This is a genomic window from Granulicatella sp. 20925_1_45, assembly GCF_041433555.1.
Taxonomy (GTDB): domain Bacteria; phylum Bacillota; class Bacilli; order Lactobacillales; family Aerococcaceae; genus Granulicatella.
This window is the reverse complement of the sequence record NZ_JAPWBR010000002.1, coordinates 132141-144388: the sequence shown is the minus strand read 5'-3', so window position 1 is coordinate 144388 and position 12248 is coordinate 132141. Positions and strand designations below refer to the sequence as shown.

Below are 12248 nucleotides of genomic sequence, written 5' to 3'. Positions count from 1 at the left end.
ATAATCATGTTTAAGAGATGGATTGTTTTCTAAGATATAATCCACAATTCCTTGGGTTGTCATAAAGCTTTCAAAAAGGTTATAATAATTGTTTTATATAGTTTTTAAGAACATAAGAGCCTTTAAAATAAAATTATAAAACTGAAAAATTCTGTTAATTCTAAAAATCTAGAGTTATTTGTTCACTTTTTTGAAAAAAAGTGTATAATAGTGAACACAGGGAGGCGAATTAGAATGATTTCAAATCATCAATTTAACTTATTAGTATTTTTAAAAAATCAAGAAGCAAAAGTGACACAGCGAGAAATCGCAAAGGGACTTGATCTTTCTCTTGGAAAAGTGAATCATTTAGTAACAGAAGCGGAACGACTTGGTTGGATTAATTCGGACTATTCTCTCACGGAAAAAGGAATCGCTGAATTAGAACCATATCGTGTTCAAAATGCCATTATTATGGCGGCAGGAATGAGTACACGTTTTGCCCCGCTTTCGTATGAATCACCAAAAGGTCTACTTGTTGTTAAAGGAGAGCGTTTGATTGAACGTCAGATATGTCAATTAAGAGAAGCTGGAATTGATAAAATTACAGTTATTGTTGGCTATATGAAGGAAATGATGTTTTATCTTGCAGATAAATTTGGTGTAGATATCGTCGTGAATGAAGATTATTATCGTTATAATAATTGTTCGTCGCTTATGCTTGTTCGTGAACAATTAGGAAACACTTATATTTGTTCCTCAGATAATTATTTTACGGAAAATCCTTTTGAAGAATACGTATATCGAGGTTATTATGCTACAGTTTTCGCTGATGGAGAAACTGATGAATATTGTGTAGAAAAAGAGACAAATGGTTTCATTTCAGAGGTGACTGTCGGAGGAAAAAATACATGGTGCATGCTTGGTCATGTATATTTTGACCGTGAATTCAGTAAAAAATTCGTTCGTATTTTAGAAAATGAATTCCAACATGCAGCATTTAAGGAACAGCTATGGGAAGAGTATTATTATCGTCATTTAGATGAATTAAAATTAGAAGCGCGTCATTATTCAGCGGATGTAATTAAAGAATTTGATTCTTTAGCAGATCTTCGTGAATTTGATGAACAATATTTGATGCATACAAATTCAAAAATATTACTAAACATTTGTAAGATATTGTCAGTAACACCTGCGGAGATTACTCATATTAAACCGATAAAAGACGGATTAACAAACACTTCCTTCCGTTTCGAGTGTAAGGGTGAGTCTTATGTTTATCGTCATCCTGGAAAAGGAACTGAGGAATATATTAACCGACTCAGTGAGGCAGCTTCAATGCGCGTTGCTGCTGAACTAGGGATAGATCAAACTTTCGTAGCAATGGACGAAAATGAAGGCTGGAAAATTTCAAAATTTATAGAAAATGCAAGACTATTAGATTATGAAAATGAGGAAGATGTTGACAAAGCGATTGACTTCATTAGCCGACTTCATCGTTCTGGTAAGACAACACCTTATGAACTAAGATTCGAAAAAGATTTAGAAGAATTTAAGGAGAAATTACAAAAACGCAACCGTTTTGAGTTTGAAGATAAGGAAATATTAGAAGAGCTTGTTCGTCAAGTCATTCAATATTTACATAAGGATCCTGTGGAATTTGTTCTTTGTCATGGTGACTGTTATAGTCCTAACTTCTTGGTAGATGAAGAAGGGAATATGAGTTTGATTGACTGGGAGTATTCTGGAATGGGAGATGCTGCGAGCGACATTGGCTGTTTCCTATGCTGTACAGATTACACTTTAGAAGAAGCAAAAGAGTTTATTAACAAGTATTTTGATAAGAATCCAGGAGTTGGTAGTCAACAGCATTTCTTAGGAATGGTAGGATTAGTTTCATACTATTGGTTCTTATGGGCACTTTTCCAAGAAAGTAATGGTAAACGAGTGGGCGAATATCTTTATAAATGGTATCGTCACACGAAGATGTATTGTACTGAAGCTATAAGAATATATCAGGGAGAAGAGAAGTAGATGAAAAATGAAGTCTCAATCGAAAAGCTAATTAATGAAGAAACAAAACGTAGGCTTGATTTAATGGAAGAAAAAGATTATGAGTTTCCAGAACGGTTTTCAAAAATGGACTATCTCTGGGCAGGAATTTGTGTAGGAGTTAATCTAATCCTCATTATTTTGGCAATGAGTGGGGTGATTCAATAATGAGCGCAACAATGAATGATTATATTCAACAAGAAACGATTACTGGTGTTGTGCCAATGACGAATGGCGACCGTCAGTATTCATTCTGGGATTTATTTCTATCCACTAGTGGATTTGCGATTGCAACATGGTGTTATACACAAGGGGCCTATGTCGCACAGTATCTTTCTTTTAATCAAATGCTTATTAATATTTTTAGTTTTAATATTATTTGGGTCTTTATAGAATGTTTACCAGTACTATTTGCCGTTCGTTACGGAATTGACTTATGGATTTGGCTTCGATCTGTTCTTGGACAAAAAGGAGTTGCACTTTTGTCAACAGTAATAAGTTTAGCAAATTTTGGTTGGTATGCAGTTACTGCAAATCTGTTTGCGAATTCCATGATACATTTGGCAAATAATTTTGGCCTTGTGTTAGATAAGGCAATATGGGCACCGATACTAGGCACCCTTTGCGTTTTGTTAGGTACCTTAATTGCTCTTAGTGGGCCTGAAACTATAAAAGGAATCAATAAATACATGGTTGTAGCTTTGTTATTTGTTGGTTTGATTATCGCTGGAATTTGTTTTTTTGCGGTTCCGATAACTGAAATTATGAATGTGCAACCTGCTGTTCAAAGTGATTTGACACCACTTGAAAGATTTATGATTTCAGGTGAAGGTAATGTTGCTGTGGCATTTTCTTGGTCAACGCAAGCGTTCATCTTACCACGTTTAGCTAAATCAGAACGCAGTGGCTATTGGGCAACTTCCTTGGCATATGGTGTTGTAGCACCGTTTTTTGCAGCCACGGGAGGCGTAATGGCACTTGCTATGTTCGTAAAAACTGGTGTATATGAAAGCGATCCAACAACGATGCTAGCAACTTTGAGTACTCCTACCTTTTCACTTCTTAGTCTTCTGTTAGTAGCATTTGCAAATATAGGGACTCAAGGAACGGGGTCATATGTTAACTGTATGATTGTGAAAAGTGGAATGCCAAAAATAAGTTATAAGTTAATGGTATGGATAGCTTTTGTCTATGTAAGTTCTTTAACCATTTGGGGAGGAGTAGATGAATATTTTGGGTCATTTATTTCTCTAGCTGCTTATCTTCAAGGACCAATTATTGGAATGATTGTCGTTGACTTCTTCCTACTCAGAAAGCAAAAATTGTCTCTTCGTTCAGCATATTTCTTAGAAGGACATAAGGCATACGAGTATACAAAAGGATTTAATATCGTAGGAATGGGCTGTGTGTTCATCTCATTAATCGTTGCAGTCCTCTTTATATATAACCCAGTGACGAAGCAAATTCAAAGTCCAATCTTCTTATTTACTACTGGAAGTGGTTTTACCGCTCTATTTGGTGGGGGGTTATACTGGCTTGCTAGTCTTACTCCATTAAAAGCCTATATGGTTCGTGATAGAGAAGAAATTACAATTTAAGAATGAAAAAGACCGACTGGATTTCCAGTCGGTCTTTCGTTTATTTATAATTCATTGCAGTTAAGGCTACTTGTAAGATGATAGCGCCTAGTGTACCGATTAACATTAATACGGCTACAACACGTGTAATTTTTTCAACGGTTGAAAGATTACGTTTTTTCTTTGCCAACAAAATCGCTCCTTTTTTCTTTGCTCGGTATTAGTTTACCGTAAATCGGTGTGAATTACTAGAGTTAAATGTTAAAAGGTTTTCTAAGAGTGAAAATGAGTGAAATGAAAAAGAGCTTTAGTAAAAGAAAAGCATTCAAATGCCTTTCAAAAAAGCATGATTTTTGATAACATAGATGTGTTAAATAAAACGAATTGGAGGAAGTTTCATGTCAAAACAACAAATTGGTGTCGTGGGTATGGCTGTTATGGGACGTAACTTAGCTTTAAACATTGAAAGCCGTGGCTATAGCGTTTCAATCTACAACCGTACAACTTCAAAAACAGATGAAGTGATTGCTCTACATCCAGATAAAAAATTAGTTCCAACATATTCTGTTGAAGAATTTGTAGAGTCTCTAGAAAAACCAAGAAGAATCTTATTGATGGTTAAAGCTGGGGAAGCAACAGATAAGACAATTCAAAGTTTACTTCCACACTTAGATAAAGGCGATATTTTAATCGATGGAGGAAATACATTCTTCCGTGATACAATGCGTCGTAATGAAGAACTTGCAAACTCAGGAATCAACTTCATCGGTACTGGTGTATCTGGTGGGGAAGAAGGCGCCTTAAAAGGACCTTCAATTATGCCTGGTGGACAAAAAGATGCATACGATTTAGTAGCACCTATTTTAGAAGAAATCTCTGCTAAAGCAGACGATGGAGCTCCATGTGTGACTTACATTGGACCAAACGGAGCAGGGCACTACGTAAAAATGGTTCATAACGGAATCGAATATGGGGACATGCAATTAATTGCTGAAAGTTACGATATCCTACGTCGTGTTGGTGGATTATCTGTAGAAGAATGCGCTGAAGTGTTCAAAGAATGGAACCAAGGCGAATTAGATAGCTACCTAATCGAAATCACAGCAGATATTTTAACGAAGAAAGATCCTGAAACAGGTCGTCCAATGGTAGACGTAATCATGGATATTGCTGGAAACAAAGGTACTGGTAAATGGGCTTCACAAAGCGCATTAGACTTAGGTGTGCCACTTCCATTAATTACTGAATCTGTATTCGCTCGTTTCGTTTCTACATTGAAAGATGAACGCGTTGCAGCAAGCAAAGAATTAGCAGCAACAAAAATTCCTGAATTAACAAATTCAGAACGTCAAGCCTTAATCGAACAAGTTCGTAAAGGATTATACTTCTCTAAAATTATGAGTTACGCGCAAGGATTTGCTCAAATGCGTGTAGCAAGTGAAGAGTTCAATTGGGACTTAAACTACGGCGAAATCGCTAAAATCTTCCGTGCTGGATGTATCATCCGTGCGCAGTTCTTACAAAAGATTACAGATGCGTTCGAACGTGATCCTCAATTGAAGAACTTATTATTAGATAAGTACTTCTTATATGTTACTGAATCTTATCAAGATGCAGTTCGTGATGTTGTTGTAACGGCTGTTCGTGCTGGTATCCCAGTACCAACATTCTCAAGTGCATTAGCATACTATGATTCATACCGTTCAGAAACATTACCTGCAAACTTAATTCAAGCTCAACGTGACTACTTCGGTGCGCATACTTACAACCGTGTAGACAAACCAGGAACATTCCACTTCGAATGGGCTCAAGAAAAAGAGATTGAACAATAATTATAAATGACGAAGTCCTAGCCAATTTGGCTAGGGCTTTTTTGTTTGTTTCTATTGAAGCAAATCAAAAATTAACATATATGTTAATTTTTATTGTCTAATTTAATGAAATTGACAGAAAATTTCATTAAATTCTGTTAAGAATCTTATGAATATGGTATGATAAATCTGTTAGGGAAGAATAGAGAAGGGAGTTTCCAAATGCCAGCGAATCAACGTATTTTAATTATTGAAGATGAAAAGAATTTAAGTCGCTTTGTTGAATTAGAATTAAAGCATGAAGGCTATGAAACAAAAGTGTGTGCAGATGGCCGTAGCGGATTACAAGCAGCCATTGATGAGCATTGGGATGCTATTTTATTAGATTTAATGTTACCAGAAATGAATGGATTAGAAGTCGTTCGTCGCCTTCGCCAAGTAAAACAAACACCAGTCATCATTATGACAGCACGCGATTCAGTGATGGATCGTGTTGCAGGGCTTGATCAAGGGGCTGATGACTATGTAGTGAAGCCGTTTGAAATCGAAGAAATTCTTGCAAGACTACGCGCACTCTTTAGACGTCTGCAAATGGAAGAACAATCTCGTGTTGTGAAACAAACAAGAGTGGAATATCGCGACCTTGTGGTGGAAGTGGAAAACCGCGTCGTTCGTCGTGCGGGAGAAGTAATTGATTTAACGAAGAAAGAATATGAATTACTCTTATTACTGATGGAAAACATTGATATTGTTCTTTCACGTGAAGTGTTATTAAAAGAAGTATGGGGCTATAAGAACGAAGTCGAAACGAATGTGATTGACGTGTACGTTCGTTATATCCGTAATAAAATTGATGTACCAGGACGAGAAAGTTATATTCAAACCGTTCGTGGAACTGGATATGTAATGAGAAGCTGAGGAGCTACATATGAAGGACCAAAACCAACATAAATCGGTAGCAAAAAAATGGTGGTGGGTGATATCAGCCACCATTTTTGCGTTATTAGCTGTATTGACTGCGATTTTGATTGAGGGGCAACTTATCGGCCTGCGTGACAATGAGAAAAATCAGACAGTGGTTTACGCACAAGTTATCGCGGATTTGTTATCGGAAAAAACGGAGAAATTAACAAGTGAAGACATTCTTGCTGTTCTAAACAAAGCGGAACAATATGAATTAGACAAGAACCAGGTTTATAAAAAGAATAGTAGTTTTTATCCGATGAATGAAGAAGTGAATATTCGTGTCTTTGATACGAGTAAAGAGCTATTATTCCAAACACAACAATGGCAAGACCGCCCGCAAGTATCGAGTAAGCTGGAGGTTCAATATGTGACGCTATCGACCGGGGAAGAAAGTGTGCAAGTAATGATGCCAATCCTTTCCAGAAATACTCGTGTCTTGATTGGACATTTGCAAGTAACCAATCGAATGATGAAGCTTGCGGAATTAAAAAAACAATTGAGATTTCTGTTCTTCCAGTTAATTGTGATGGAAGGAATTGTTTCAATAGGGCTTGCGTATTTCATTTCGCGACTCATTTCCAAGCCAATTGAAGAAATTCATAATATTATCGCGTCTATTAATGAAGAAAATATTGAGACAAAACGTCTGATTATACCGAAGAAGAATGACGAGTTTGCGATTGTATCGCAACAATTTAATGAGTTGCTAGATAAGATTAGTTTCTATATTGCACAACAAAAGCATTTCGTTGAAGATGTGTCTCACGAATTGCGTACGCCTGTAGCCATTGTAGAAGGCCACCTGAAGCTTTTAAACCGTTGGGGGAAAGATGACCCAGAAGTGCTGGAAGAGTCTCTCACGGCCTCTCTAGCGGAAATTAAGCGCATGAAGACTCTCGTTCAAGAGATGCTTGATTTATCACGTGCTCCTCAGGTAAGAGAGCAATATAAAGATGCGACAACAGAGGTCGTTGCGACAGTAGAACAGATTGTAACGAATTTCAAGGTGCTTTATCCCGACTTTACTTTTATTGCCGATATTGATACCAAGAAGGAAATTATTTCTCCAATCTATCGCAATCACTTCGAGCAAGTCATTATCATCTTACTCGATAATGCCGTGAAATATTCAACAAATCGAAAAGAGATTATTGTTAGCCTGTCGCCAACGACTGAAGCAGTCGAAATCGGCATTCAAGATTTCGGGATGGGGTTAACGGAAGAAGATAAGAAAAAAGTATTCTCACGTTTCTACCGCGTCGATAAAGCACGCTCGAGAGAACGTGGAGGAAATGGCTTAGGCTTATCAATTGCTAAAGAATTAATCGAAGGGTATAACGGTAAAATTAGCCTGACTTCCAGACTCAATCATGGGTCATTATTTAAAGTGAAATTACCGATAAATTAAATTAGAACGCTCCTTTTCTTTTGAAGAGGAGCGTTTTATAGTTTACATTTTTACGCTTATAACTTACACTAGAAAGGTAGTTATTTATTGTTAAGGCAGGCTATCGACTTGCATATTTTATTCAAGGAGGACAACTCATGCGCGAACAACATGTACTCATTACACTGTTCGGAGCAACAGGCGATTTGGCTCACCGTAAGCTATATCCAGCGTTATTCCGTTTATTCCAAAAAGGATTTATCAAAAATCATTTCGCAGTGATTGGGACAGCACGTAGAGAGTGGACTAACGAGTATTTCAGAGATGTTGTAAAACAATCTGTTCAGTCATTAGTGAAGTCAGAAGAAGAATTAAACCAATTCCTTTCTCATTTCTACTATCAACCTCATAACGTTACTGACACACATCATTATGTCGTATTAAAAGAACTTTCAGAAGAATTAGATGCAAAGTATCAAATCGAAGGCAATCGTGTCTTCTATTTAGCAATGGCGCCTACTTTCTTTGGAACGATCACAGAGCATTTAAAAGCAGAGGGCTTAATTACTGAGAATGGCTATAACCGACTTATCATCGAGAAACCATTCGGGAAAGATTACGCTTCTGCAGAAGAATTAAACAATCAACTTCGTCAATCATTCGAAGAAAAACAAATCTATCGTATTGACCACTACTTAGGGAAAGAAATGATTCAAAACATTTCTGCGGTACGTTTTGCCAACCGCGTATTCGAAGCGTTGTGGAACAAAGAGAATATCGACCATATTCAAATCTCCCTCTTAGAACAAGTGAGCGTTGAAGAACGCGGTGGTTACTACGATACAAGTGGTGCTTTACGTGATATGGTTCAAAACCATATTTTACAAATCCTTGCTCTAGTAGCGATGGAACCGCCAGTTTCATTCGGAGATGTTCGTAAAAACAAGATTAAAGTGTTAGAACAACTTCGCCCGTATACAACTGCTGAAGAAGTGAACGAAAACTTCGTGCGTGGGCAATATGGACCTTCTGTAGACGGATTAAAACCTGGTTACCGTGAAGATGCCAATGTCGCAGATGATTCCAATATGGAAACATATGTCGCTGGTAAAGTATTTATCGATAATGAACGTTGGGAAGGCGTACCTTTCTATGTTCGTACAGGTAAGAGTCTTCATTCAAAGGAAACGATCATTGATGTTGTCTTTAAAGAAGCAAACTCACCATTATTCTGTGGTATCGATGGTTGTCCATCAAACCGTATTTCAATTCACATCACTCCACGTGAAGGATTCTGTTTCGTGATTAATTCGAAAGCCGTTGGAAATACCATCGCACTTCAAACAAGTCACTTGGAAAAAATCTTCGACGAGAACTTCGCAATGAGCAGTCCAGAAGCGTATGAGCGTTTAATTCTTGACTGTATTGAAGGCGATATGACGAACTTCACGCATTGGGAAGAAGTAGCCGCTTCTTGGAAATACGTAGACAGCATTCGCCAAACATGGGATAGCGAAATTGCAGTTGAGTTTCCAAACTATGCTGCTGGAAGCAAAGGACCACAATCAGGTTATGATTTAATCGAACGTGATGGCCGCAAGTGGGTTGACCGCGACTAATAAAAGATTGCAAAGACTAGGTGAAAACCTAGTCTTTTTTGTGTTCTAAGAAAAGTGAAGAAAGCATACTTTTCCCTCTTTAAAAAGCGAAGAAAGTATTTCAAAGGGATTCCTAAAAAGCCGAGGATTTTTAGGAATAGTCAAAGAACTATTTCCTTCGCGCAACCCCGTTTCCTTGAAAAGGTCGCTCTTTTTCTGTAAACTGTTCTCTATATAGGAGGCGCACATGACGATTAGAGACTTTATTCAATTAAGTATTTTAAAACCAAATAAAATTTGGACGATTTTACAAAATCCACTGAAAAAAATAAAAGGAATCTTTTTCCTACTCGTATTACTCGTTTCAATTCCTGGCTTTATTCGTGCTGGAAAAGATATCGCAAGCATGAATACGAACTTAGGTATCGTTGCAAAACAGTTCCCAGACCTCTCGATTCAAGATGGTAAGTTGTCGGCGGGAGACAATACGGGATTTGTTTACCGTTCGGATGTATTTAATATCGTCTTCGACCCTAGTGGAAAGTCAACGGATAATGATGTGACGTCTGAATCTAGTCAAGGGATTCCATCCATCGGGATTTTACAAGACCATATTGTTGTAGACACCATCATTAATACCTCAAAATTTTCTTATGAAGGCTTAAACGGCTTTAATAAATCAAATGTAGAGCAGTTTATTCAAGAGTTCCAATCAAAATTGTGGATGGTATTTATCGGTGTTATGTTATTCGGCTTTGTTTATAATACGATTGTCGTTTATATTTTAATGATTATCATCAGCTTCGTCGTACGATTATTAACGGCGTTGTTTATGAGAGCCTACATTCAAATGCATCCAACCGTATCGAAACAGTTAACGATTGCTGCTATGTTCCTACCAGCAACCATCTATATGGTGATTGGCGTGTTAGGAATCGGCGGAGGAGTAGGGATGTTTATGTACCTACTAGTAACATCTACCTTCAACTGGCTCCTTGGAATGCGAGAATTCATCGATCAGCAAAATAAAAACAAATAAAAATTAACTCTTAGAAACTATAAGTAAGTAGTTCCTAAGAGTTTTTCTTTTGCCCAAATTCTGAAAATTATCATATATGATAATTACCATATATGATAATTGCGCCCACGTAATGTTCCAAAGTGTAACCGCGCCTAATTAGCAAGCCGTTAGAAAGCACTGTTTCCCTTGGAACTCATCCCATCATAGCGAAGCTTTTATAAGCTTGGCTTAGCATACTTCACAGCACAGTGATATTTTCAGAAGAACCAAGATAAAAGACCGTAGGCGTTCTGCAAATATAAATTTACTATACAAAGATTACGAAGAATCTTACGGATCCTATAATCGCAGTAGTGGGGGATGGTATCAAAGATAAATTAAAGGGAGTTAGGAATTGATTCCTTACTCCCTTTTTGAAGCTTTGAAGGTGCAAGACTAAGGCTCGAACCGGTACCCCATTACAGCGATTATAGAAAAATCCGTAAGGATTCGAAGTAATCTGAAATAATGAAGGTGCTCAATATTATTTATTTTTTGTACGATTTTGTCTACGCTGTTTCTGACGAATCTCTTGGCCAAGTTTTTTCTTGTAGCCAGGTTTTACTTTTTTCTTCGCCTTCTTAATCATCCCTTTAAGTCGTGGATCCAAGTCTTTCGATTGCGTATTTTTACGTTTCTCACGGCGAGAGCGGTCATAACTTTCGACAAGCTCGCCATTTTTCAATTCAACTGTTTCAAAAGAAATGCCTTTTCCTTCTAATGTTTGAATGGCTTGTTCTTGATCTGGTGTGTAGAAGGTGATGGCTGTTCCTTCAAGACCATTACGTCCAGTACGGCCAACACGGTGAATGAAGAATTCCAATTCTCCAGGAATTTCTAAGTTGATGACATGAGAAACTCCTTCGATATCAATTCCACGTGCAGCAAGATCTGTTGCGACAACGAATTGATAATCCATTTGTTGAATTTGTTTCATCACACGACGACGTTCTCTTGAAGGGATATCTCCGTGAATCGTTGCTACTTTGAAGTTATGGCTGCGAAGGTCTTTTGTCACTTCGTCCGCTTTTTGCTTCGTATTTACGAAAATAAGCACGAGGTAAGGGTGACCCATTACAAGTAACTGACGAAGAACGTCCATTGGATCTTGTGCCTTTGTCACCAGTAATTGGTTTTTAATCGTTGGTGAAACGAGTTGTGTATTCTCGATTTGAATCACCTTTGGATTGCCCAAGTATTTCTTCAAGAATGGTTTAATCTTATCTGGAATTGTTGCGGAGAAAACAGACATTTGTAAGTTTTCTGGCATACGAGACGCGATTTCATCGACAGTTTCTAAGAACCCTAAGTCAAATGTCATATCGGCTTCGTCGACGACCATCATTTGAACGGTTTGGACGAAGAGCGCATTCTCTTGCATTAAGTCGAAAATACGACCAGGTGTCCCAATCACGATATGTGGTTGTGTTTGCGTCAGTTTAGCCACTTGACGTTTTTTATCGGTCCCACCGATACATTTTTCTAATAAGATTTCTGTATCACTAAATGAAATTAATTGTGAAGCAACCGCAGTTAATTGTTCTGCGAGTTCTCGGCTTGGAACCGTAATGACTAGTTGCAACTCTTGACGGCTAGGGTTGATTTTATTGATAAGTGGTAATAGGAAACTGTGGCTTTTTCCGCTCCCAGTTTGCGATTGACCAATCACAGATTCTCCTTTTAATAAAAGAGGAATGATGCGTTCTTGAATAGGTGTTGGTTGTGTAAATTTTAAGTCAGCCAATGCTTTTTGCAAATAAGGCTGTAATGCGTAATCTGTAAATTTCATGTTTTCATCTCTTTTCTTTCTCTATGTAG

At 37.5% G+C, this 12248-nt stretch carries 10 protein-coding genes; 8 read left to right on the top strand and 2 right to left on the bottom strand.

Translation table 11 applies throughout. From position 1 onward, the window contains the following. Positions 1 to 234: 234 nt before the first annotated feature. From O3798_RS01630 to O3798_RS01620, 3 genes are read left to right on the top strand one after another with little or no spacing between them, the layout of a single operon-like run. Complete coding sequence (locus O3798_RS01630; RefSeq protein WP_048711449.1) at positions 235 to 2013, top strand: phosphocholine cytidylyltransferase/choline kinase family protein; 1779 nt, start codon at positions 235 to 237, stop codon at positions 2011 to 2013. Continuing rightward, complete coding sequence (locus tag O3798_RS01625; RefSeq protein ID WP_048711451.1) at positions 2014 to 2199, top strand: hypothetical protein; 186 nt, start codon at positions 2014 to 2016, stop codon at positions 2197 to 2199. After that, positions 2199 to 3629, top strand: a complete 1431-nt coding sequence (locus O3798_RS01620) for a cytosine permease (protein WP_371462758.1) — start codon at positions 2199 to 2201, stop codon at positions 3627 to 3629. Before O3798_RS01625 ends, O3798_RS01620 begins: the two co-directional genes overlap by 1 nt. Before the next feature lie 40 nt (positions 3630 to 3669). On the opposite strand, the gene O3798_RS01615 is transcribed toward O3798_RS01620, so the two are convergent. After that, on the bottom strand, positions 3670 to 3798 hold the full coding sequence (locus O3798_RS01615) for a DUF4044 domain-containing protein (protein ID WP_160312863.1): 129 nt from the start codon (positions 3796 to 3798) through the stop codon (positions 3670 to 3672). A gap of 208 nt (positions 3799 to 4006) precedes the next feature. On the opposite strand from O3798_RS01615, the gene gndA reads away from it, so the two are divergent. The 5 genes from gndA (at position 4007) to O3798_RS01590 (ending at position 10409) form a co-directional block, all read left to right on the top strand. After that, positions 4007 to 5440, top strand: a complete 1434-nt coding sequence (gene gndA / locus O3798_RS01610) for an NADP-dependent phosphogluconate dehydrogenase (protein WP_371462756.1) — start codon at positions 4007 to 4009, stop codon at positions 5438 to 5440. Positions 5441 to 5641: 201 nt separating this feature from the next. Then, on the top strand, positions 5642 to 6337 hold the full coding sequence (locus O3798_RS01605; RefSeq protein WP_048709748.1) for a response regulator transcription factor: 696 nt from the start codon (positions 5642 to 5644) through the stop codon (positions 6335 to 6337). A gap of 10 nt (positions 6338 to 6347) precedes the next feature. Beyond that, complete coding sequence (locus O3798_RS01600; protein WP_048709745.1) at positions 6348 to 7793, top strand: HAMP domain-containing sensor histidine kinase; 1446 nt, start codon at positions 6348 to 6350, stop codon at positions 7791 to 7793. A gap of 137 nt (positions 7794 to 7930) precedes the next feature. Next, positions 7931 to 9391 (top strand): glucose-6-phosphate dehydrogenase, encoded by a 1461-nt coding sequence (gene zwf, locus O3798_RS01595; protein WP_371462753.1) that lies wholly within the window; start codon positions 7931 to 7933, stop codon positions 9389 to 9391. Between the two features lie 226 nt (positions 9392 to 9617). Then, a complete protein-coding gene (locus O3798_RS01590) occupies positions 9618 to 10409 on the top strand; it encodes a DUF1189 family protein (protein WP_371462751.1) in 792 nt (263 codons plus the stop codon). A gap of 505 nt (positions 10410 to 10914) precedes the next feature. Here the strand turns inward: O3798_RS01590 and O3798_RS01585 are convergent. After that, positions 10915 to 12219, bottom strand: a complete 1305-nt coding sequence (locus tag O3798_RS01585) for a DEAD/DEAH box helicase (RefSeq protein ID WP_371462749.1) — start codon at positions 12217 to 12219, stop codon at positions 10915 to 10917. Positions 12220 to 12248: the final 29 nt, after the last annotated feature.

Coding starts and splice junctions, on each gene's coding strand:
- O3798_RS01590 (WP_371462751.1), top strand. CDS start 9,618: ATGACGATTAGAGACTTTATTCAATTAAGTATTTTAAAACCAAATAAA.
- zwf (WP_371462753.1), top strand. CDS start 7,931: ATGCGCGAACAACATGTACTCATTACACTGTTCGGAGCAACAGGCGAT.
- gndA (WP_371462756.1), top strand. CDS start 4,007: ATGTCAAAACAACAAATTGGTGTCGTGGGTATGGCTGTTATGGGACGT.
- O3798_RS01600 (WP_048709745.1), top strand. CDS start 6,348: ATGAAGGACCAAAACCAACATAAATCGGTAGCAAAAAAATGGTGGTGG.
- O3798_RS01605 (WP_048709748.1), top strand. CDS start 5,642: ATGCCAGCGAATCAACGTATTTTAATTATTGAAGATGAAAAGAATTTA.
- O3798_RS01630 (WP_048711449.1), top strand. CDS start 235: ATGATTTCAAATCATCAATTTAACTTATTAGTATTTTTAAAAAATCAA.
- O3798_RS01625 (WP_048711451.1), top strand. CDS start 2,014: ATGAAAAATGAAGTCTCAATCGAAAAGCTAATTAATGAAGAAACAAAA.
- O3798_RS01620 (WP_371462758.1), top strand. CDS start 2,199: ATGAGCGCAACAATGAATGATTATATTCAACAAGAAACGATTACTGGT.
- O3798_RS01585 (WP_371462749.1), bottom strand. CDS start 12,219: ATGAAATTTACAGATTACGCATTACAGCCTTATTTGCAAAAAGCATTG.